This is a genomic window from Cyanobacterium stanieri LEGE 03274 (assembly GCF_015207825.1).
Taxonomy (GTDB): Bacteria; Cyanobacteriota; Cyanobacteriia; order Cyanobacteriales; family Cyanobacteriaceae; genus Cyanobacterium; species Cyanobacterium stanieri_B.
Map to the genome: position 1 here is coordinate 52,147 of NZ_JADEWC010000006.1, position 23,158 is coordinate 75,304.

The 23,158-nt window shown below is 39.3% G+C and carries 14 protein-coding genes; 4 read left to right on the top strand and 10 right to left on the bottom strand.

Annotated features, from left to right (window positions below; translation table 11 throughout):
• Positions 1–16 precede the first annotated feature (16 nt).
• The 3 genes from IQ215_RS04210 to IQ215_RS04220 form a co-directional block, all read right to left on the bottom strand.
• Positions 17–883 carry a hypothetical protein gene (locus IQ215_RS04210; RefSeq protein ID WP_193800074.1) on the bottom strand — a complete coding sequence of 289 codons (867 nt, stop codon included), beginning with the start codon at positions 881–883 and terminating at the stop codon, positions 17–19.
• A gap of 18 nt (positions 884–901) precedes the next feature.
• Entirely contained in the window at positions 902–2,071 is a 1,170-nt protein-coding gene (gene dxr / locus IQ215_RS04215) for a 1-deoxy-D-xylulose-5-phosphate reductoisomerase (protein ID WP_193800075.1), read from the bottom strand.
• 117 nt (positions 2,072–2,188) lie between these two features.
• Positions 2,189–6,415, bottom strand: coding sequence for a choice-of-anchor I family protein (locus IQ215_RS04220; RefSeq protein ID WP_193800076.1), 4,227 nt, complete (start codon positions 6,413–6,415; stop codon positions 2,189–2,191).
• Positions 6,416–7,192: 777 nt separating this feature from the next.
• Between IQ215_RS04220 and hisG the strand changes: the two genes are divergently transcribed.
• The 4 genes from hisG (at position 7,193) to carB (ending at position 13,663) form a co-directional block, all read left to right on the top strand.
• Entirely contained in the window at positions 7,193–7,846 is a 654-nt protein-coding gene (gene hisG, locus IQ215_RS04225) for an ATP phosphoribosyltransferase (protein WP_193800077.1), read from the top strand.
• Positions 7,847–8,097: 251 nt separating this feature from the next.
• Complete coding sequence (locus tag IQ215_RS04230) at positions 8,098–9,678, top strand: glycoside hydrolase family 3 protein (RefSeq protein ID WP_193800078.1); 1,581 nt, start codon at positions 8,098–8,100, stop codon at positions 9,676–9,678.
• Between the two features lie 148 nt (positions 9,679–9,826).
• Positions 9,827–10,060, top strand: coding sequence for a DUF4327 family protein (locus IQ215_RS04235; protein ID WP_193800127.1), 234 nt, complete (start codon positions 9,827–9,829; stop codon positions 10,058–10,060).
• A 354-nt stretch (positions 10,061–10,414) separates the two neighbouring features.
• The gene (gene carB / locus IQ215_RS04240; protein WP_193800079.1) at positions 10,415–13,663 is read left to right on the top strand and encodes a carbamoyl-phosphate synthase large subunit; all 3,249 of its coding nucleotides are present in this window, start codon (positions 10,415–10,417) and stop codon (positions 13,661–13,663) included.
• 66 nt (positions 13,664–13,729) lie between these two features.
• On the opposite strand, the gene IQ215_RS04245 is transcribed toward carB, so the two are convergent.
• From IQ215_RS04245 to IQ215_RS04275, 7 genes are all read right to left on the bottom strand, one after another.
• Entirely contained in the window at positions 13,730–14,350 is a 621-nt protein-coding gene (locus IQ215_RS04245) for a cytochrome c oxidase subunit 3 (RefSeq protein ID WP_193800080.1), read from the bottom strand.
• A gap of 233 nt (positions 14,351–14,583) precedes the next feature.
• Entirely contained in the window at positions 14,584–16,239 is a 1,656-nt protein-coding gene (ctaD, locus tag IQ215_RS04250; RefSeq protein ID WP_193800081.1) for a cytochrome c oxidase subunit I, read from the bottom strand.
• 61 nt (positions 16,240–16,300) lie between these two features.
• The gene (locus IQ215_RS04255) at positions 16,301–17,257 is read right to left on the bottom strand and encodes a cytochrome c oxidase subunit II transmembrane domain-containing protein (protein ID WP_193800082.1); all 957 of its coding nucleotides are present in this window, start codon (positions 17,255–17,257) and stop codon (positions 16,301–16,303) included.
• Between the two features lie 154 nt (positions 17,258–17,411).
• Complete coding sequence (locus IQ215_RS04260; protein ID WP_206688504.1) at positions 17,412–18,470, bottom strand: DNA cytosine methyltransferase; 1,059 nt, start codon at positions 18,468–18,470, stop codon at positions 17,412–17,414.
• Positions 18,463–19,602 (bottom strand): hypothetical protein, encoded by a 1,140-nt coding sequence (locus tag IQ215_RS04265; RefSeq protein ID WP_193800083.1) that lies wholly within the window; start codon positions 19,600–19,602, stop codon positions 18,463–18,465. The genes IQ215_RS04260 and IQ215_RS04265 overlap by 8 nt, the downstream gene beginning before the upstream one ends.
• Complete coding sequence (locus IQ215_RS04270) at positions 19,572–21,515, bottom strand: ABC-F family ATP-binding cassette domain-containing protein (protein ID WP_193800084.1); 1,944 nt, start codon at positions 21,513–21,515, stop codon at positions 19,572–19,574. Before IQ215_RS04270 ends, IQ215_RS04265 begins: the two co-directional genes overlap by 31 nt.
• Positions 21,516–21,638: 123 nt before the next feature.
• The gene (locus IQ215_RS04275) at positions 21,639–23,087 is read right to left on the bottom strand and encodes an FAD-binding domain-containing protein (protein ID WP_193800085.1); all 1,449 of its coding nucleotides are present in this window, start codon (positions 23,085–23,087) and stop codon (positions 21,639–21,641) included.
• Between the last annotated feature and the right edge of the window lie 71 nt (positions 23,088–23,158).

Consider the following 23,158-nt stretch of genomic DNA (forward strand, 5'->3'; position numbering starts at 1 on the left):
CCTGAATTGAGGTTAACTAAATATCGAGGGGATTAGAAATAATATTTAAACCTAATTCCTGCCAATAATTAATAATTTCTTGGGGGGATTGTACCTGATTGAGATGGAGCGGAATTTGATCGGTGATAATTCTGGGTTGAGCCGCTCTCATGATGGCATTAAGATTATGGACATCTAGGTTATAGATAAAAACTGGTTTGTCTCCATAGTTAAGAATGTTATGGGCTAGTTTTTCGTAATTGATGGAAAGAATATTATTAATATTGATGATGATTTTCTGTGTATCAGGATCATTATTAAGGGTTGAAAGTAACATTTCCCAATCCACTTCCTGAAAGGTACAATTACCCAAATTAATCACAGTAGATACCCCTTGATTATGGTTTTGGTATAGCAAAGCCAATTCAAAACTTATTTTACTATCTCCATAATTAATAATACCAATGTTACCCGTGGGGTACAGTTGAGGATTTAACACCCCATAACTAGCTTTATTGGCTAATAATATTCCTGCGCCGTTTGTGCCTAAAAGTTGTACTTGTTTTTGTTGGGCTTTTTGTTTTAACTTAAATAAGTCAAGGGGAGGAATTCCCCCCGCATTGATAATAATTTGCTTTATCCCTGCGTCCATGGCTTCTAGGGTGGCATCTAAGACGCTGTAGGGATGGTTAAAAATGATGCTGGTGTTGATACCCCCAAGATGTTCCACCGCTTCGCTCACAAGGTCAAATAGAGGTATATCATGGTATGAATCGCCAATGTAGGTCGATGGTACTCCCACAAGTTGATTAATGTTTTTCCACTGGGTAGCCTTGACGTAACATAGGGCATCGGGTTCGTTGATACCCTGTAATAAGATTTTTGGCTCAAAATTCCATACCATAGTTTATTTTTTCTTGTTTTAAGCTAATACTGTGAGGGATTGTAACACCTCTTTTCTGGCCCATTGATCGGCTTCAATTATATCATCTAAGGATGGTTGGGCTTTGTTTTGGGTCGAGAAGCGATCGCACACAGTCTCAATCAAACGGGGAATATCGAGAAAAGCAATTTTTTCTTCAAGGAAAAGAGCCACCGCCTGTTCATTGGCCGCATTTAACACCGCAGGTAAACAACCCCCCGCCCTACCTGCCGAGTAAGCTAGTTGCATACAAGGATATTTCTGATGATCAGGTTCACGGAAAGTAAGACTACCGACTTTTACCAAATCCAAAGACTCCCAATTAGTGTAAAGGCGATCGGGATAGGAAAGGGCATAAAGTAAAGGTAAACGCATATCCGCCCAACCCAACTGAGCTAACACAGAAGTATCTTGCAATTCAACCATAGAATGAATAATACTTTGAGGATGAATCACAATATCAATATCATCATAATCCATACCAAAAAGATAATGGGCTTCAATGACCTCTAACCCCTTATTCATCAGGGTAGCAGAATCAATGGTAATTTTTTGACCCATGGACCAATTAGGATGTTTCAAAGCATCTTTAACCGTTACTGAAGCCAACTTCTCCACGGGTAAATCACGAAATGAGCCCCCAGAAGCAGTTAAGATAATTTTTCTCAAACCTTTATCCGGCACACCCTGTAAACATTGAAAAATGGCAGAATGTTCAGAGTCCGCAGGAAACAACTTTACCCCATATTGTTCAATTAAAGGTAACACCACTGGTCCCCCGGCGATCAAGGTTTCCTTATTAGCAAGAGCAATATCTTTTCCTGCCTTAATGGCGGCAATGGTGGGTAATAATCCGGCACAACCGACAATACCAGTAACAACACTTTGGGCGCTTCCATATCTTGCCACCTCACAGATACCATCACTACCTCCCAAGAGAATCGGTTGATAATCTATACCCGTCAATAATTCTTTTAGGGAAGATAGATTATTTTCATCTCGAATGGCCACAATTTCTGGCTTAAATTCCTTAATTTGTTGGGCAAGGAGAGTTAAATTATTACCTGCTGCCAATCCAATTACCCGAAATTGTTGAGGATTTTCCCTTACAATATCTAAAGTTTGAGTACCGATCGATCCTGTTGATCCTAATATAGAAATTAATTTCATAGCTTAGTGTGTCATGGTGATAATCAATATCTTAACCCGACTTCGCTACAAAAAATATTGGTTTTAGGTTGATGGAGGATGGGCATAGCCCACCCAAACTCTAAAGATTTTTTTCACCTAAACTACAGGGGTAAATCTAACCACCGCATCATTAAAGTCGGAGTCACTAACTCCCAAATTACCTGGTAAATCTTCAAAGCCGAAAATATTATTACCCAAACTACGAATATGCGCAGAATTATCAGGATTAGCACCGAGGTAGCTAAAATAAGCCACAATTTCAGTGTCAAAGTTTTCTAAGGTTGCCGCCACATTAGAGGGATTCAGCTCAAGGAAAGCATTGATAGCATCTCCTATGTTACCGCCATCGGGAATTAAATTACCCCCATTGGTAATGATGAAAGGAGCGTAAATTCTTCCCCCTTGTAATAAAGCATCACCAAAGTCATCGGCATTGGTATTTTTATTGGGATCTCCATTTGCCCCTAATTCAAGGTTAAAGTTATTAACCGCATTGGAAATGGCAGTAAAAGCATAACCTTCGTCACCTGGGTTTAATAAGTCGTTGGTAGAGCCATTATTGTTAGAATCGAAGGTATCGAAAATTGACCCATTGACATTTTGTACTTGATATAAGCCGATAATGTTATGGAAACTAGCATCCGTACGATTTAAGATGTTATCTTCTACCCTGACGAATACGTTTTGGGGATTTTGAGATAAATTAACGATGATACCTTCTCCGTTACCCACTTCTTGGATGGTGAAACTAACGTTATCATCGACATTATTGCCTCCTTGGTTGTTATTACCCCCTCCGCCTCCGCCAGAGCCAGAGCTATTGATTAAAGAATCTTCACGGAAATTGAGGTTTTGGATGCGGGTATCTTCTTCAATGGGAGTGTCCGCTTGATTAAAGGCTCGATCTGCATCGGGATGAAATTCTGCTAAATATTCCGCCAAAGCATCTTGCTCTCCGCCAATGGGTAGGTCAGAATTACTGGGTAAATTATCAACCGTTAAACTGTCTAGGGTGACAACATTTTCAAAATAGAAAGCGGGATAGCCGTCACCTCCAGTGGCTAAGAAATCCAAAATTGCCATTTTATAGGTACTATTAGGATCAACTACTAAATCACCATTAACAACGATCGCCTCTTGAGTACCATCTTCACGATCTAAGACAAGGTTTCTGATTCTTTCCCCTGCTACGGCGACCCCAGTGGCATCCCCGTTATCATCACGGGTAAATTGGATTGCTGTATTATCAGGGTCAAAACTAAAACTAAAACCGCCAATTTGTCCAAATTGTCCAGAGGTTGAACCTTCTACCCATTGTGCCACAAAATGCTCTGCTAAATCTTTGATTCCTTGGGCTGAAATATCAGCAACGGAGAGTTTATTATCAAAACGGAGGGAGTTGGCAATATCTAAGCGGGAAACATCTCCTTCTTCTTTACCCACGGCAGGATTAGCTTGGGGAGGCAATTGTACTAACTCGTTTGTACCACCTTCAATAAAGGATACCCCAATTTGATCTCGGATACCGCCACCATTTTTCACGGAAATATCGATGTCAAAGCCATATTGTTCGGCATACCAAAGGTTAGCATCGGCGGTTAAGTTACCGAGGTTGGTTTCTTCTGCTCTGACACTGGTACGCAATCCGTTAAGATAAACTTCTGTATTGCCGAATATTGTACCATCTTGGGAATTAATGAAGTCACCTACGTTATCCACAACAGCTACTAAGTCTTGATTGGCAACATTTCTTACTTGCTCAAAAGTAGTAATATCTTCTTCGTAGAGACGATCAACCCCCGCAATATCCGTAGCGAAAGTACCGCTATCATCGCCAATTTCGATAATTTGACCTTCAGAATCAAAATCGATGATTAATTGTCCTAAATAACGATAATTCCCCCCTGTATTGACTAAGTAAACGTCATTACCTTCAGCATCTTGGAATACTTGGGGATAAGGTTGTAATAATTCGGGAGCTACTTGAGTTTCATCTTGACGCAAAATATCGTCATCATTGGCCATGACACGATTAGAACCACCGCCCATGATAATATCAACGTCGGTGAGTTTAGTTGCCAAAGCCTGTTCAATCTCAAACTGTTGTGAGTGAGTCATCAAGACTATTTTATTGATGCCTTGATTTACTAATTCATCCACAAAGGGTTGAATATTGTCAGCTAAAAGTTGAGCATTAACTTCAATATCTCGACTGGTGGGGTCAGTTAACATGGTGATGCCACCGATATTGGCAATTTGAGGAAGATAAGGCACAACCGCCCCAATAATCCCCACTTCTTCACCATTAACATCAATTACCACACTTTCAGTTAGGCTATTGGGTTGAGGTGCCTCACCAGATTCTACTACTAAATCTTTCAAATCAGAGCTATCGGTGGAATAGTCTAGGTTAGTAGCTAAGTAGGGGAACAATGCTCCCTCATAACCCGTTTCAGGATCAATACCGACTCCTTGAATAAAAGGGTTACTATCGATCGCATTATAGAAAGCACCAGGTCCGGCGTCAAATTCGTGATTACCGACGGCGGCGGCATCCCAACCTAAGGCATTTTGAACTAAGATGTCTGCAATACCTAACTGCCCATAAATATCAAGACTAGCATTAAAGAAGGGGCCAGCGATAAATAAGTCACCAGAAGTGAGTTTCAGGGTATTCTCATAACCTGCATCTAATGCATTCATTACGGCTGAAAAACCGATGGCATCTTGTAAGGCTGGAATACCAGCTTCTTGATCCGAAGCATGGAGGATTTGTAAAGTAAAGGTTTTTGGTTCTATTTCATAAACGCTAGTGGAGCCACTCACTTCGTTAGAAACCACCAATAAAGGAACACCATTGGGGCTATCATCAGCACTGATAAAAACTAAACCTTCTGGTCCTAAATCCCCTGCTGCAGGATTAGAAGAACCATCTTCCAATTGAGCATCCACAGTAAAATCACGGTTGTTGATATATTGAACAAACTGAGCATCAGTGGGATCACTAATATCATATACCATAATACCCCCTACCCTTTCTAAGCCAATGAAGGCATAGGGAGTGCCATCGATTTCACCGATTACTACCCCTTCAGGCTCTGGCCCTTTGTCGTCGGAACGAGAGTCAAAGGAATCGTTATCATCGTTGTTACTGTTGAAGTATGCGGGGATTTGTTGGGCTACGATATTTTCAAATTGGCTACCGCTATCAAATACTAGGTTACCAGATTCATCCCAGATGGAAAAAGAACGCGCACCGTAAGCATATATTTCTTCATAATCTCCATCATCGTCAGCATCCCCTAGGGTGGTGGTAATATTTAAACGTCCTAATTCACTATTTTCTTGTAACACAGCAGCATTAGGAAAGACGGTGGGATCAAGGTTTAAATCTCCTACCCTTGCTTCTTCACTGAAGTTGTCGTAATCTCGGGCATCCCCTTCGTTGGCGGTGACAATGTAGTTCATGCCGTTAACGGTGTAAGAGGCGATCGCATCGGGCTGAAACATTCCTTTCACTGGCCAGTTACGAATATTGATAGCATCATCACGGTTACTCGCATCTAGCTCATTACCAGCTAAACTATGATCCTTGAATCCGAGGGGAATTATATTGGTGACGGTACTAGAAGCAATGTCCACCACCGCCAAAGCGTTGTTTTCCTGTAATGCCACATAAGCGGTGGTAGAATCGGCAGAAACGGTAATATATTCGGGTTCTAAATCTTGAGAAACCGTGGCATTAGGCCCAAAAATTCTCACTCCCTGAGCGATTAAACTATCTTTTTGAGCATCAAAAGCATTAAAATCAGCGGTGGTAACGGTGGCATTAAGTACCCCATTACTGATGTCAATGATACTGATTGAACCTTCTGGATCGATGGATGCGTCTGTATTGTAGTCGTTGGGTTCTCCCTCATTGGCCACTAATATTTTAGTTCCATCGGGGGTAAAGGTAAGCATATCGGGTAATGCTCCCACTGTAACGGTATTGAGAGGGGTTACAGGGTTAGAAAAATCACTGTTGCTATCAAAAAAGACAACACTACCAGGATCGGTTTTTGTGTTTGCTTCAAGGGCGATCGCAACTATACCATCTTTAATCGCTACACTATTGGCCACACCACCCAAGGCAGAAACATCTATTTCCCCCAATTTTATGGGGTTAGTAGGAGCACTAAGATCAATAACATCAACGGTAACCGATTGAGCATTAACAATGAAAAGAATCTGATTATCTGGATCATAGGCGGGAATTTCTGCCGCACTCTCATCAAAAAAACCAGTGTTGTAAGTACCCAGTAGATTAAGATTTATACTCATTATAATTGATATAGTTAATTGTAGTCTCGAAATAAGGGCTTAGTATTACCAACGCCGTCTAACAAAGTACCGTAGCAGGTTTAACGACTAATTAACTTTTGAATAAGAGATGATTAAGAAAAAAGGTGTGGGTGAATTAAGGTATGATTTTAGTTCAGGAAGAGAACAGGGAATGGGCAATAGTAATAACAGTTTTAATACTATACATTTACTGTAATTCAATAATGTTTCATACTCAAAATCAGCAATGCCGAACAATAAATAATCTAACTATCATTATCCTATCTCCCTTACCTCTCATCTCCCTCCAACAACCCATTGTGTGATGACAGATTTTAGCTTTTCTTCCTTAAGAATCCTCACATCTAGTTTTCAACAAAAATACTAATCAAACAAGTGCGAGATGAATTACGGTCAAGGTTTATGGTATAATCCGATCAAGCGGTGCTAGAGAGATGTAGCCGTAGTCAGCGAACTCCCCGTTGTATAAAGGCTAGAGACTACCTGTCAATCAATTAATTAATTAATTGATAGCCCCAATGCCTCAATGTTCCTCTTGTAAGCAATAAGCGTAAATGAACAAAGGCGGGTGAAATCATTAAACAGAATTACTACCTTCGGAACGAGGGATAAAGCCTATCGCCAGAAAGTAAGACTCAGTAATCTACGAAGATTAAAAAGCGTTTCTTTGGGTAGGAAGCCTACATCATAATCTTTGATTTGGTGTGTGGTAGTTCACTTAATAATTGGTTGAGTCACCATTGCAAAAGTAAATCCATGTTAACGATCGCACTTCCTAAAGGCGCATTATTAAAAGACAGTATCGAACTATGCCAAAAAGCAGGGCTAGATTTTAGCTTATTTTTATCATCTAGTAACCGTCAACTACAAATAGAAGATCCCACGGGGGTAGCCAAAGCCTTATTGGTAAGGGCCCAAGATGTTCCGGTATATGTAGAATATGGTCAAGCCCATCTTGGTATTGCCGGTTTTGATGTCCTCAAGGAAAAGAAAGCCAATATCGCACACCTAGCGGATTTGGGATTTGGTTATTGTCGTATGTCTGTGGCAGTGCCAAAGGATAGCCCCTACCGTAAATCCATTGATTTACCTGCCCATGGTATCGTGGCTTCAAAATTTGTTAACTGTGCCAAGGAACATTTTCGGGCTTTAGATTTACCTGTGGAGATTGTACCCCTCTACGGCTCGGTAGAATTGGGCCCGATTACGGGGATGTCAGAGGCGATCGTGGATTTGGTTTCTACGGGCAAAACCCTACGGGAAAATGGTTTGATTGAAATAGATGTTCTCTTTGAAAGTAGCGCCTATCTGGTGGCGAATCCCCTTCTCTATCGTCTTAACCGTGATAATATTGCTGATTTTGTGGAACAAATGACGGTTAACAATGGACAATTGACAATGGGCAATTGACAATTAAATTCTATCTTTAAAGCCATAAATCTTATCTTACTTAAGGAAGGCTCACAAGAGATCAATATTAAAGTTAATTTACCCTAATCCACCGTGTAATGAATTACACGGCTAAATGGTAGTTCGTTCAATAAATTGAACTACAATATTGATTGTCAAAAATATTACCACTATTGCCTATTGCCTGTTGCCTATTCCCCGCTAACCCTAGAAGTGATATAGAATCAGTAAAGCTAATTTCCCAATCTTCCATGAAAAATTTATCTCTCCAGGAAAAAATAGGACAGTTAATAGTCGTACGCACCACGGGCTATTTATTTGATCATCAAATTCGTTATCCTGCATGGGAAGCCAATAACCAACAATTGCAGACATGGTTATGGGAATATAACATTGGTGGAGTAATTCTTTTGGGGGGAAGTTGTGCGGAAATTGCCCAACGCACTAAACAGTTAAATGATTGGGCAAAGACTCCTTTGTTGGTGGCGGCGGATATTGAAGAAGGGGTGGGGCAAAGGTTTACGGGGGCTTCTTGGTTTCCTCCTCCCATGGCGTTAGCCCAAATTGCAAGGGATGATATGGAGTTAGCCAAAAAGTATGCGCAACAGATGGGGCAAATTACTGCCCATGAGGCTTTGAGTATGGGGGTTAATTGGATTCTTGCCCCTGTGGTGGATGTGAATAATAATCCTGATAATCCTGTGATTAATGTTCGGGCTTTTGGGGATAATCCTGAGGTGGTGAGGGAGTTAAGTTCGGCTTTTATTCGGGGTACTCAATGTTATCCTATTTTGAATGGGGCGAAGCATTTTCCAGGCCATGGAGATACTTCTACGGATTCTCATTTGGATTTACCGATAATTAACCATTCCCCCGCAAGGTTAGAGGAGATAGAGTTAGTACCGTTTCAAGGGGCGATCGCCCTCGGGATTGATGCTATTATGACGGCACATTTGTTAGTTAAGGCCTATGATAATCAAAATCCTGCTACCCTTTCCCACGCCATTCTTACTCAACAATTGAGGGAAAATATGGGCTTTGATGGTTTAATTGTTACCGATGCCCTCATCATGGGAGGGGTGGCGAAATATGCACCCCCTGAAAAAATAGCCGTCAAAGCGCTACAGGCAGGAGCAGATATTTTATTAATGCCTGAAAATCCCCTAATTGCCATCCAATCAATTATGGAGGCGGTGGAAAGGGGGGAAATTACTGAAAGTCGCATTGATGAGAGTTTACAACGGATAGAAAGGGCGAAGGGGAAATTATCTCATATTCCTCCCGATGTTTCTTTTTCAGAAATTAGTAATAGCACATCTCAAGGGGTGGTCAAGGAAATTTTAATCCAAAGTAATCAAACAAAGGTATTAAAGAGTGTCAAAAAGGTTGATCAGGGCATAAATATAGTGGTAGTGGATGACCTTTTAAACTGTGATTTTTTAGATCGCCAAACTCCCGCCATTACGATTCCTGCCACTTTTGGTTATCATTGCCAAGTATTTGATCAGCGTAACCTTCATATCTGGGAAAATCAACCCATCAATCAACCTTTTATCCTCCAAGTATTTATCCGTGGTAATCCTTTTCGTGGTAGTGCCGGATTAAGTGCGATCGCCCTTAAAACCTATACCAAACTACTTCAAGATCCCCAAATCCAAGGGGTAATGGTATATGGAAGCCCATACATCAAAGAGTGGTTTACTCAACAATTAAAACAAAACCTTCCTTGGGCTTTTTCCTATGGTCAAATGGCGATCGCCCAACAGCTTTTATGTGAACAAATATTTCAAATATCAACAAACCTTGACATCAATAAAGGCAACTTTTTGTAACATAAACAACAAAAAGCCATATATAGATAGACATCCATAGAAAATCTTAAGGAAAAGTAATAAATTATACAGAAACACTTTATTTCCCAGTTTGATGAGTTAGACTATAGTGGAAAGTGAACAAAATCAATCAACGAGGAAAAAGCAGATGAAAACCCTAGAAAAAACTGCAACCAAATATTCCATCGATATGATCAAAGATGAAGTAAGACAGTTAGTAGAAAAAGGAACTGTCAGTCGTCATCAACCCATTTATATCCTTTGTCAGTATATTCCCGCCAGAGAGTGGGTATGTGTAGAATGTGAACTCGAAAAATGCGACTATTTATTAAGAGATCAAATCGGTGATTTGATTGCCTCTGAACAATGGGAAAATGACTAAATAAAACCAAAAATAAGTTAGCTTTTATACTGCTATTAATAAAAATAATTGTCACATCTTATAATCACTTTTATGGGTTTTTTGAGAAAAAAATAAAGCAGACATAATCGCTAACAGAAAAAAATATTATCTGTAAGACAACTATAGTTGTGATGATAAGCAAAAAAACTTAATCACTTTTCAAATTAAACCGATTTAAAACAATTACCCCCACCCCTCATCTCTCCATCTCCCTATCTCCTCATAAAATGGGATTGTCATTGAACAAACATAAAGTAAAAGAAAAATAAAGAACGATAGGCATTAGAATATTTGAGATTAAGATAAATTAAAGAGTTGAGGCGGTAAAGATATATGCCACGTCGTGAAGATATAAACAAAATCCTTATTTTAGGTTCTGGACCGATTATCATTGGACAAGCCTGTGAATTTGATTATTCAGGAACTCAAGCCTGTAAAGCCCTAAGAGAGGAAGGTTATGAGGTTGTTCTTGTAAACTCCAACCCAGCAACCATTATGACCGATCCTGATACGGCTGAACGTACCTATATCGAACCCATTACCCCAGAAATTGTCGAAAAAGTGATCGCCAAAGAGCGCCCCGATGCTTTACTGCCTACCATGGGGGGGCAAACCGCGCTTAATACAGCGGTTTCTTTGGCTGAATCAGGGGTATTAAATAAATATGGTGTAGATTTAATCGGTGCAAAACTACCCGCCATCAAAATGGCTGAAGATAGAGAATTATTTAAAGATGCCATGGCAAGAATTGGAGTGCCTGTGTGTCCTTCTGGTATTGCCAGTAATTGGGAAGAAGCCAAAGCCGTAGCCGCTGAAATTGGTTCTTATCCTTTGATTATTCGTCCTGCTTTTACCATGGGTGGTACAGGGGGCGGTATTGCCTATAACCAAGAGGAATTTGAGGAAATGGCAAAGTTTGGTATTGATGCTTCTCCCATGTCCCAAATTTTGATTGAAAAATCCCTCATTGGCTGGAAGGAATATGAATTAGAAGTAATGAGGGATATGGCGGATAATGTGGTTATTATCTGTTCCATTGAAAATATTGACCCCATGGGGGTACATACGGGGGATTCTATTACCGTTGCCCCTGCTCAAACCTTAACAGACAAGGAATATCAGCGCCTCAGGGACTATGCAAAGGCGATTATTCGAGAAATTGGGGTAGAAACGGGGGGTTCTAATATTCAGTTTTCCATTAATCCTGTTAATGGAGAGGTGATTGTTATTGAAATGAATCCTCGGGTTTCTCGCTCCTCTGCTTTAGCTTCTAAAGCCACCGGTTTTCCCATTGCGAAATTTGCGGCTAAGTTGGCGGTGGGTTATTCTTTGGATGAGATTTCCAATGACATTACAAAAAAAACCCCTGCTTCCTTTGAGCCTACCATCGATTATGTGGTCACAAAAATTCCTCGTTTTGCTTTTGAGAAGTTTCCAGGCTCATCCTCTACTCTGACAACTCAAATGAAGTCCGTGGGGGAAGCCATGGCCATTGGACGTACTTTTAATGAGTCTTTTCAAAAGGCGTTGAGATCCCTTGAAACTGGTCGTTTTGGCTTTGGGTGCGATCGCCATGAAACCCTACCCACATTATCACAAATTAGCTCCCATTTACGCACACCTACCCCCGATCGCATCTTCAGTGTTTACCATGGCTTTAAATTGGGCATGAGCGTAGAAGATATTCATGGGTTAAGTGCGATCGATCCTTGGTTTTTAGATAAAATGCAAGAAATTGTCGAGATCGAAAAATTCATGAAACGTACTCCCCTTAAAAAAATTAGTAAAGAGGAGATGTTAGAAATTAAAAAACAAGGATTCAGTGATTATCAAATTGCCTTTGCCACCAAAACCAAAGAAGACGAAGTAAGGGCCTATCGTAAATCCTTAGGAGTTTTACCCGTTTATAAATTGGTGGATACCTGTGCCGCTGAATTTGAAGCCTTTACCCCCTATTACTACTCCACCTATGAATCTGGGGAAAGTGAAAATAACGTTACCAATAAATCCAAGGTAATGATATTGGGCGGTGGGCCTAACCGTATCGGGCAAGGTATAGAATTCGACTACTGTTGTTGTCATGCCTCCTTTTCCCTCCAAGATGCAGGGTTTGAAACGATCATGGTTAACTCTAACCCCGAAACCGTTTCCACCGACTATGATACGAGCGATCGCCTTTACTTTGAACCCTTAACCAAAGAAGACGTATTAAACATCATCGAATCGGAAAACCCCGACGCAGTAATTATTCAATTTGGAGGACAAACCCCCCTCAAATTAGCCGTACCCTTAAAAAACTATCTGGCTGAGGCTAATTGCCCCGTAAAAACCAAGATTTGGGGAACGTCCCCCGACTCCATCGACACCGCCGAAGATCGGGAAAAATTTGAAGCCATCCTCGATGACTTAGGAATAAAACAACCTCCTAACGGCATTGCCAGAAGTTTTGAAGAAGCGCTCATCGTTGCCGAAAAAATTGGTTATCCCGTGGTGGTACGTCCTTCCTACGTTCTCGGGGGACGGGGTATGCGTGTGGTTTATAATGTTACTGAATTAGAGGAGTACATGAAATATGCGGTACGTATAGAACCTGAACACCCCATTTTAATTGATAAATTCCTACAAAATGCCATCGAAGTAGATGTAGATGCTATCTGTGATCACACAGGACAAGTGGTCATTGGCGGTATCATGGAACATATCGAAGAAGCGGGGGTACATTCTGGGGATTCTGCCTGTTCTATCCCTTATACTACCCTAAGTGATGACATTGTCCATGTCCTTCGAGATTGGACAGTCAAACTAGCTCAATCATTACAAGTGGTGGGCTTGATGAATATTCAATATGCCGTGCAGGGGGAAACCGCCTACATTCTTGAAGCTAATCCTCGGGCTTCCCGTACCGTGCCTTATGTGTCTAAAGCCACAGGTCGCCCCCTCGCCAAAGTTGCTTCCTTGGTAATGTCAGGCAAAACCTTAAGGGAATTAAACGCCACCGAAGAAATTATCCCTCGCCATGTGGCAGTAAAAGAGGCAGTATTACCTTTTAATAAGTTTGTGGGGGCAGATACTCTTTTAGGCCCTGAAATGCGTAGTACAGGGGAGGTAATGGGTATAGATAGCGATTTTGGTAAGGCTTTTGCTAAGGCGGAAATCGGTGCAGGGGTTGCTATCCATACTTCTGGTACAGTGTTCATTTCCATGAGTGATCGGGATAAAGAGGCGATCGTTCCTGTAGCTAAAGACTTGGTTAATTTAGGTTTTAAATTAGTCGCCACCTCTGGCACCCGTCAAACCCTCCTTGACCATGGTATTGAAGATGTAGAATTAGTATTAAAACTCCATGAAGGTCGTCCCCACGTCATTGATTGGATTAAAAACAATCAAATTCAATTTATTATCAATACCCCCAGTGCCGAGGAAGAATCCCAATATGATGGTCGTAAAATTCGCCGTTCGGCACTAGATTATAAGTTACCCATTATTACCACCATTGCAGGGGCAAGAGCCACCGTAGAAGCCATTCGTTCTCTACAGTCTGAACCTCTCCAAGTTAAAGCTCTTCAAGACTACTTTGCCTAAATAATATATTTATTTCTAGTAGGGGTTTAACCCCCTATTAGTTTTTGGGGTGATTTATCAATGGCTTTAACTTAGAGGTAAAAGATAAACTAAACCGAAAAGGATTATCCAAACCACATCCACAAAGTGCCAATATAACTCCGCAGCTTCCACACCAAAATGATTTTCAGCCGAATAATGACCAGCCTGGCGCGATCGCCACAAAACCGCCAAAATAAACGATAAACCAGCGGCAACGTGTAAACCGTGGAAACCAGTCAACACATAAAAACAACTAGCAAAAAGATTGTCTGTCAAACTAAAACCAGTGGTAGCATATTCGTAACCCTGCCCCACAAGGAAAATAGCCCCCATCAGGGCAGTAATACCAAACCAGATTCTTAAACCCTTTTCATCATTATTTTTAATGCAGCTTTGCCCCTTGTGCATCACAAAGCTACTAGAAATCAGAATGACGCTGTTAATACTAGGTAAAAGTAACTCTAACTCAATATCACCCATGGGCCATTCTGGCATGGTGGCATAGTAAATCATATAGGCGCTGAAAAGACCAAAAAAGATCATACTTTCCGCCACCAAAAATAACACCAAACCAAACATCCTAAAATCTGGATGTCCATGATGTCCACCTTCGGCTTCTTTCTCATAACCGACGGTAACTTGTGAATTTATATCTGTACTTTGCATAATTCCTTATTTTCTTATAATGTGCATAAAATCTTTAGCAGAAGAGGGGAATGGTGGGCAATGCCCACCCGACTATGAGGCTTATTTTTTTTGTTAATATATTTGTCCAGAAATATGGTGCAAAAATACTAATTTTTAGATATGTTTAATGATGAATTGACCAAAGCCGTTGATAATCAACAAGACAATATCAAATAAAAATTAATTGTCCATTGTCCATTGTCAATTCTCAATTATTTAACTCCCACATCCGCCAACATATCCGAGACAGTTTCCTGCTCATAGTCATATTCTTCATCAATACCGTAATCATAGGGGCCGCTCCATAAAACAGGCTCTTCCTCAAAATTTTCAATAATTGGAGGGGAAGCGGTTTGCCATTCGAGGGTAAGCGCCCGCCAAGGATTACGCTCGGCTTGAGTACCTTTAAATAAACTCCATGCTACATTGATGACGAAAGGAAGGGTAGAGATAGCCATGGTGTAAGCCCCCGCAGTGCTAAGAAGGTTTAGGGGTTGAAATTCAATATCGTATAAGGCGATACGGCGATTCATTCCCATCAAGCCCAATTGGTGCATGGGCATAAAGGTAAGGTTTAAACCCACAAAGGTAAGGATAAAGTGTAGTTGTCCTAAGCCTTCATGGTAGTTTTTCCCTGTCATTTTGGGAAACCAGTGGTAAAAACCAGAAAATAGGGCTAGGGCTGAACCTCCAAACAATACATAATGGAAGTGTCCTACGATGAAATAAGTATCATGGACATGAATATCGAAAGGTACAGAAGCTACCATTACCCCTGTAATACCGCCGATGAGGAAGGATGACAAAAAGCCGATGGAGAATAACATGGGGCTATTAAGTTCAATTTTACCACCCCACATGGTGGCACACCAACTAAATACTTTAATGCCTGTGGGTACAGCAATTAACATGGTGGTTGCCATGAAAAACATTCTTAACCAACCGGGAGTACCACTGGTAAACATATGGTGAGCCCAGACGATTAATCCTAGGAAGCTGATGGCTAAACTAGAATAGGCGATCGCACGGTAACCAAAAATAGGCTTTCTTGAATGCACAGGAATCACCTCTGAGACAATGCCAAAGAAGGGCAAAATCATGATATACACCGCAGGATGGGAGTAGAACCAAAATAGATGTTGATATACAACAGGATCACCGCCACCAGAGGGGTTGAAGAAATTTGTCCCCGCCATCAAATCAAAGGAAAGAAGAATTAATGCCCCTGCCAATACGGGGGTAGAAAGTAAAATGAGGGCAGAAGTTGCCAACATAGCCCAACAAAATAGGGGCATACTGTGCAAATCCATATCCTTCATGCGCATTTTTAAGATGGTAGTGGCGAAGTTAATACCCCCTAAAATAGACGATGTACCCAATAATAGTAGGCTCAAAATCCAAAATTCCTCACCCCATTTCCCCGTCATCAAACTAAGGGGAGGGTAAGAAGTCCAACCCGACTGAGGCGCACCCACAAGGAAACTACTTAATAGCAAAATACCCCCTGGAGGAATCATCCAAAAGGCGATCGCATTTAAGCGAGGAAAAGCCATATCATCAGTACCAATCATCAAAGGAATCAGATAATTAGCAAAAGCAGCCCCCGCAGGTACAATCCACAAAAAGATCATAATCGTACCATGGAGCGTAAAAATCTGGTTATACAACTCAGGGGAAACAAAATCGGGATCAGGGGTAGCCAACTCCGTGCGCACCACCTCCGCAAACGCTCCGCCAATGAAATAAAACAAAAACGAAGTAACAAGATATTGAATACCAATTACCTTATGATCCGTATTAAAGGTAAAGTAATCAATTAACTTACGCTCCTTATGGTGCGTATTTTCTGAAATACTATTGCTTGACATAAAAAATATTACTATGAAAAATTTTTAGAAACTAAATTGAGATAATAAAACCCCATAATTGTCAATTATCAATTGTCAATTGTTTTAAAACATCCTCATCAATACCCAAATGATGGGAGTGCATTTGTAAACGACTTTCATCGGTTATGGGCGCTGATAAACTTGCCATGGTATCAGCCTTTTCTTGGGCATTAGCAAAAGTGTTATCTTGAACCCATTGCTCATACTCCTCCTCACTGTGGACATAGAGAAAAGTTTTCATACCACCATGATAAGGGCCACACAACTCCGCACAGATAATGGGATACTTACCTTCCCTATTGGCGATAAAAGTCAAATTAGAGTCTCTACCCGGTAAAACATCTTGCTTTAACCTAAGTTGAGGTACCCAAAAAGCATGGATAACATCCCCAGCCTTCATATTTAACTTAACCCTTTTATTCACAGGCACATGAAGCTCACCAGAAACAATACCATTATCCTGCCCAGTAAAAATCCACGCATACTGAATACCATTAACATCCACCTCCATATCAGCATTGGCATTACCAATACCTAAAGATAAATGTCCTTGATGAGGGTTATAAGCAACCATTTTGCCTTGATTGCCACCCTCTGCCATTTGCATTTCCTCTTGGGGAAAATCCCTCGACGTTTCAGGATCTAAACCCCCCAGATTGTTATATACTTCAAAACTGTATAATGCCAAAATAAACACTACCACCGTCGGAATAGCAGTCCAGACAATCTCTAGGGGAACATTACCCTCAATGCCAGGTCCATCGGTTTGATCTCCTTTTTTGCGCCTAAATCTAATCATGCAATAGACGATTACCCCTTCTACAATAAGGAATAAGCCCGTTGCAATGGTCATCATTAGGTTAAATAATTCGTCAACGTCTTGCGCTCCTTGAGATGCTTCTATGGGCATCAGACCATGATTTTGTCCATACCACAAACTGATCAGGGTTAGAGCGATTCCTGCGATCAGCGTGATAATATTACCTGGAATATTCACAATTATTTATCCTAATCTTGTTCGATAATTTAATCATCTAGTTCCTAGGATAAGATAATTTTCTTGATCTGTTACGGTTTTGTTATGTTTGTGTGACGATTCTTTAGGTTTTTTTTAGGTTGTGCCTTGGATTCAAGGAATATTCTTAAAATGCTTATTTTGATGATTCTAGCAACAGTCCTAAGTCAAATAAGGACATTTGCTGTGGAGATGAATGGTGTTGTATTCCATGACTAGGATTAAATAATTGCTCTTTAACCTGTTTTGCTATTTCCTCAACCATGGGAATAACTATGGAGTTTCCTACTCTGTTATAAAGTTTTCCCTTACTACCGACTAATTTAAAATCATCAGGAAAACCCATTAAGCGATAACATTCTCTGATGGTTAATTTTCTTACTTTTCCATGGTGTAGGATGTAATATCTACCTGCAGATTCTTGAGAAGATAAAGTCGGGTGAGTACCTTCGGAGGAGTAAATTCGGTTGGGTTGTTTATGCACTCTTGATAAATGCTTTGTGTTAGGGCGGATGCCATTTACTCTTATATTTTTATTTCTATAACCAGCAAAAATCAAGCCTGATACTTGTTGTTTAGGATTATCAATTAAAGTATAGTCTTCTTCTTTTAAATACTCAAACTCTTGTTTATTCTCATCTTCTAAAATAAATTTTAGTTTTGGTAATTGACGTTTTTTTAAGCAACTAAAATTAAATTTGACGTTATCTAAGCAACCAACAATAATGGTTCTTTCTCTATTTTGTGGAACTCCAAAATCAATGGCATTTAATAAACTCCAATTAGTTGTATAACCCAGACTATTTAAAGTTTTTAATACTGTCCCTAGAGTTTGACCGTTATCATGATTTTTAAAATGTTTTACATTTTCTAAAACGATCACTTTTGGTCTATGATATTCAACAATTCTAGCAATATCAAAAAATAAAGTTCCCCTAATATCATTAAATCCTTTTTTTTCTCCAGCAATACTAAAAGGTTGGCAAGGAAATCCAGCTAATAAAATATCGAAACTGGGAATTTCTTTAATTTTAATTGCTTGTATGTCTCCTGCTGGTAATTCTCCAAAATTATGAAAATACATCTGTCTAGCATGGGAATCTATTTCTGAGCTAAAAACACATTTAAAACCAACCTTTGCAAAGCCTATTCTAAAGCCCCCTATTCCCGCAAATAAATCAATAAATTTATACATTATCTTCTAATTGTTTTATTAATTCGCTCCATTTTTGTTTATGAATAATTTTTAATTCTGAGTCATTTTCTATGAGATTAGAATATAGATCAATGAATTTATCTAAGCTAGAAATTAATCTTAAATAATATTTAAGCGTGGGAATTATTCCGTTGACTATAATTTGGCAGCCATGATTATTTTTTACCTCATTGATAATATCATTAATAACATTAAAATCATCTTGCTTAACTTCTAAATAAGATAGAATATAATATCTTTCTGGATTATATTTTATAATTTTTTCTTGGGCAATTCTGACTATATTACTATCAATAGGTTTATCTAATTTAATTTCTAAAACCTCAAATAACTTCTTATTTTTTACAATCTCAATATCTCCTGCAGCTTTAGATGTTTTATCCGAAGCAGTATGACTACCCAATGATTTTAATTCACAAGTATTATAGCGAATAATTTCCTGTAATAGAACTTGATAGATGGCATAAAAAGCTAAAACAGGTAATTTAGAACCACCAAAAGCATTGTAGTTAAAAGAAAATTGCTCATTTAAAATATTGATTACTTTAGAAATAGTTGATTTTTCTGGATTACTTAAAGGTTGAATCTTTATGGTATTTTGTGCTTGGATTTGAATTATATGTCTCAATAATTCTACCAAGATATATTTAGGATTAACTTGGTCAACTTGGATGGTATTTACTAATTCTAAAAATGCATTTTTTACTTTTTTATTACCTATTTTTCCTTGATAGTTTAACTTATAAGGATATGGTTGTTCTAATGAACGAGTAAGCCAACCGCTTTCTGCCATTGAGGGCAAATTTAATTGCTTTAATGTTGGTGTTATAAATTGCGTATCAATAGTTCTTCCTGAGAAACCATTTTTAATTTGTGTTTGATGATTTCTAATATCTTGTTTAGGATGAAGAATTTTATAAATAGATAAGGTAATTAGTACAGTATAAACACCCTTTTGACTAAAGCATTTGTCAGCAATAATCTTTATGTTATTTAATGTTTTTTCATTTAATTCTGCTTTGTAGCAATTTCTTTGTTTTGCTTCGTTATAAATAGATATTAATAGTTCTTTATAGTTCATTAATCTACCATTTCCGCTAGTTCCATCCATTTTTCGGTGGCGTTGTCTAACTCTTTATTAATATTCGCTAATTCTTGGGTCAAGTTTTGTAATTCTTCGTAGTCTATTCCTTGATTTTGATATAGTTTATTTTCTATGTTCGCTTTTTTTTCTTCTAAATTTGGAATAGTTTTATTCTCTAATTTATCTAATTCTCTTAGTTCAAAGTTAGATAATTTTTTATTTGATTTTTGATTTTTGATTTCTTTTTTATTAGAATGTTGTTGTTTTTTCTTGTTTTTTTCAACTGCCTTAACTTGTTCTAGTTCTTCTTTTTCCCTGGCTTCTTGTCTTCTTTTGTACTCTAAATAAATGGAATAATTACCAGGATATTGTTTTAATGTGCCATCTTGTTGGAAAGCAAAAATAGTTTCTACGGTGCGATCTAAAAAGTAGCGATCATGGGATACTACAATGACGCAGCCTTTGAAGGTTTCTATATATTCTTCTAATACCGCAAGGGTTTGTACATCTAAATCGTTAGTAGGTTCATCGAGAATTAAAACGTTAGGATTACTAATGAGCATTCTCAGTAAAAATAATCGTCTTTTTTCTCCCCCTGATAATTTTTCGATGGGGGCGTATTGTTGGTTGGGGGTGAATAAAAATCGTTCGAGGAGTTGGGAGGCGCTGATTTGTCCACCGTCGGAGGTTTCGATGTAGGTGGCGACTTCTTTGATATACTCGATCGCCCTTAATTGTTGTTCTTTAGCGGTAATTAAATCATCGGAATGTTGGTCAAAATAACCAATTTTTATAGTACCACCAATATCCACATAACCATCATCAGGTTCTACCTTACCCATAATCATATTCATTAAAGTGGATTTTCCTACCCCATTTCCGCCGATAATGCCCACCCTGTCATCGGGTTCAAAAATATAGGTAAAATCATTGATTAAAGTGCGATCGCCATAACTCTTACCAATACCGTGTAACTCAATTACCTTCTTACCAATGCGACGACTGGGGGTATCAATTTCCACCTTCCCTTGAGCCTTACGAAACTGCTTATTTTTCATATCCGAGATGCGATCAATTCTCGCCTTTTGCTTCGTGCTACGAGCCTTTGGCCCTCGTTTTAGCCACTCCAACTCCCTGCGTAATACCCCTTGATGTTTGCGCTCACTACTCGCCTCAGATTCTTCCGCTAGGGCTTTTTTCTCCAGATAATAACTGTAGTTTCCTGCATAACTAAACACTTCACCCCTATCCACCTCTAATATACGGGTAGTTACCTGATCGAGAAAGTAGCGATCGTGAGTAATCAAAAAAATAGCCCCCGAAAACTGTTTCAAATACTCCTGCAACCATTCCACCGACTCCGCATCGAGATGGTTAGTAGGTTCATCCATCAATAATAAATCAGGTTCAGCCATTAAAACCGAAGCAAGGGCAACCCGTTTACGATAACCCCCCGATAAACTACCCATTTTTGCCTCAAAATCCTGAATCCCCAACTTATCGAGGATAATTTTTGCCTCCGCCTCCAGATTCCAAGCATTATGACTATCAATTTTTTCCGTAACCCTTGCCAACTGCCCCATCAACTGCTCTTGGGTTGCCGTATCCGCATGGGCGATGCGGTGGGATAAATCCTCATATTCCCTTATCCACTGCATTTGTTCTCCACAATCGGCAAATACCTGTTCTAATACTGTATGATCAGGGTCAATATCAGGCTGTTGAGGTAGATAAATAATTCTCGCCCCCGATTTAGTTACCATTTCTCCCCCGTCTGTGGGTTCGATACTCGCCAACATTTTCAGTAAAGTTGACTTACCAGCGCCATTTACCCCAATCAAACCCACCTTATCATTATCTTCAATGCTAAAACTGGCATCTTTGATGATTTCTTTGATACCAAAGTCTTTTTTGAGGGATTGAACGGTTAAAATGGTCATGTTTGGGTAATACTAACAAAAACTAATATCTAGTTTAACCTGAGTTCGGGATAAAATTTGGTGAGCACTCTTGCTGATTCGACTACCCTCATCAACTCGGCAAAAAATAATAATTGTCCATTGTCAATTGTCCATTGTCCATTGCTCTTTAACCTGGGCGTATAATGCCTTAAATTTTCTTTGTTGTTCTTTATGATCTACGATGGGGGGAACATATCCATAACTCGTTGCGTCCATAGGGGTTATTTTCCCTGTCACGAGGTCTTTTGTGTCCAAAAATCTAATTTCGGGCAACCATTGGCGAATATACTGGGCTTCTGGGTCGAATTTTTGGGCTTGGGAAGCGGGGTTAAAAATCCGCAAAGGCTTGGGATCCATTCCACTGGAAGCACTCCACTGCCAACCACCGTTATTGGCGGCTAAATCGCCGTCGTAGAGTTTTTGCATGAAATATTTTTCCCCCCAACGCCAATCAATGATTAAGTCTTTGGTAAGAAAACTGGCGACAATCATACGACAGCGATTGTGCATCCACCCTGTTTCGTTTAGTTGACGCATGGCGGCATCTACGATGGGATAACCTGTTTTGCCTTCACACCATGCCTGAAATTTTTTCTCGTCGTTTTCCCAAGGAAAGTTTTTGAAATGTTCTCGATAAGGCCCTTGGGCTAATTCAGGAAAGAAGTATAGGCAATGTTGATAAAATTCTCGCCATGCTAATTCTTTACGCCATGCGGTAATGTTTTCCCTTGCTTCATCACTCTGGGTGTTTTCCCATTCTTCGACGGTTTTTTGCCAAATGGTTCTAGGGGCGATCGCACCAAACTTAAGAGCAGCACTTAATAAGGAAGTACCATCCATAGCAGGGAAATTACGATGCTCATCATAGTTTACCAATAAATCAGAACAAAAGTAATCTAATCTTTCCAATGCTGCATTTTCCCCGGGGGCTAACATAAAATTACCTTGCCAGTCATATCCCAATGCTTCAGCCGTTGGTAAATCCATAGCCCCTAACTGATTAACAATTTCTGTTTCTTTTTCATCTAAACCAATTAGGGAAGTAGGGGCAAAAAAAGGAGATCGTTTTTCTAATTTTTCCCAACTACGCCAAAAAGGACCATAAACACTATAAGGGCTATTATTACTTTTAGTTAAAACATCCCCCGGAGGATGCATTAATTGATCCCAAAATACATTATATTCAATGTTTTCGTCTTTGAGAATTTGAGCAATTTCTCTATCTCTATTTCGACTATAAGGTTCTACATCTTTATTCCAAAAAATTGCTTTTCCTTGAAGTTTTTTCATTAAAGAAGGAATAATATTTTTAGGGCTTTCTTTAAAAATTAAAAAAGTTCCCCCTCTTTCTTGATACTTTTGCCTTAATTCAGCCAAGCAACCCATCATATACTTTACCCGAGCAGGGGCAACGTCATCACCATTTAAAATATAAGGATCTAAACAAAAAAAGCCTATTATTTTTTTACTATATTTTTCGGCTTCACTTAGCCCTATATTATCATTAATACGTAAGTCTTTTCTATGCCAAAATAAAATTAAATTGTCCATAAATATTATCGCTTTAACTGATTTATTATCATACTATAATTTCTCCAACATATTTTATTATAAGTTTGTAA

What these genes read in the sequence shown, in the direction of transcription:
- IQ215_RS04235 (WP_193800127.1), top strand. Translation starts at nt 9,827, where the DNA reads ATGAAAACCCTAGAAAAAACTGCAACCAAATATTCCATCGATATGATC.
- IQ215_RS04275 (WP_193800085.1), bottom strand. Translation starts at nt 23,087, where the DNA reads ATGGACAATTTAATTTTATTTTGGCATAGAAAAGACTTACGTATTAAT.
- IQ215_RS04220 (WP_193800076.1), bottom strand. Translation starts at nt 6,415, where the DNA reads ATGAGTATAAATCTTAATCTACTGGGTACTTACAACACTGGTTTTTTT.
- dxr (WP_193800075.1), bottom strand. Translation starts at nt 2,071, where the DNA reads ATGAAATTAATTTCTATATTAGGATCAACAGGATCGATCGGTACTCAA.
- IQ215_RS04210 (WP_193800074.1), bottom strand. Translation starts at nt 883, where the DNA reads ATGGTATGGAATTTTGAGCCAAAAATCTTATTACAGGGTATCAACGAA.
- IQ215_RS04245 (WP_193800080.1), bottom strand. Translation starts at nt 14,350, where the DNA reads ATGCAAAGTACAGATATAAATTCACAAGTTACCGTCGGTTATGAGAAA.
- IQ215_RS04230 (WP_193800078.1), top strand. Translation starts at nt 8,098, where the DNA reads ATGAAAAATTTATCTCTCCAGGAAAAAATAGGACAGTTAATAGTCGTA.
- IQ215_RS04270 (WP_193800084.1), bottom strand. Translation starts at nt 21,515, where the DNA reads ATGACCATTTTAACCGTTCAATCCCTCAAAAAAGACTTTGGTATCAAA.
- IQ215_RS04265 (WP_193800083.1), bottom strand. Translation starts at nt 19,602, where the DNA reads ATGGATGGAACTAGCGGAAATGGTAGATTAATGAACTATAAAGAACTA.
- hisG (WP_193800077.1), top strand. Translation starts at nt 7,193, where the DNA reads ATGTTAACGATCGCACTTCCTAAAGGCGCATTATTAAAAGACAGTATC.
- carB (WP_193800079.1), top strand. Translation starts at nt 10,415, where the DNA reads ATGCCACGTCGTGAAGATATAAACAAAATCCTTATTTTAGGTTCTGGA.
- ctaD (WP_193800081.1), bottom strand. Translation starts at nt 16,239, where the DNA reads ATGTCAAGCAATAGTATTTCAGAAAATACGCACCATAAGGAGCGTAAG.
- IQ215_RS04260 (WP_206688504.1), bottom strand. Translation starts at nt 18,470, where the DNA reads ATGTATAAATTTATTGATTTATTTGCGGGAATAGGGGGCTTTAGAATA.